This window comes from Burkholderia sp. Bp8963 (assembly GCF_003854275.1).
Lineage (GTDB): Bacteria > Pseudomonadota > Gammaproteobacteria > Burkholderiales > Burkholderiaceae > Burkholderia.
In genome coordinates this window covers 1-228 of the sequence record NZ_QTQP01000210.1, presented here as the reverse complement: position 1 = coordinate 228, position 228 = coordinate 1, and the positions used below count along the sequence as shown (strand labels likewise).

At 56.6% G+C, this 228-nt stretch carries 1 rRNA gene; it reads left to right on the top strand.

Going from position 1 to position 228, the window contains the following annotated elements:
• Positions 1–228: ribosomal RNA gene (locus DID96_RS38075) — 23S ribosomal RNA — on the top strand; the annotation flags it as partial.

Below are 228 nucleotides of genomic sequence, written 5' to 3'. Positions count from 1 at the left end.
TCGTTAGATGCGATGGGGGGACGGATCGCGGAAGGTTGTCCGGGTGTTGGAAGTCCCGGTCGCTGCATTGGAGAAGGCGCTTAGGCAAATCCGGGCGCGCAATTCAAGGGTGTGGCGCGAGCTCCTTAGGGAGCGAAGCAATTGGAAGTGGTTCCAAGAAAAGCCTCTAAGCTTCAGTCTAACGATGACCGTACCGCAAACCGACACAGGTGGGCGAGATGAGTATTC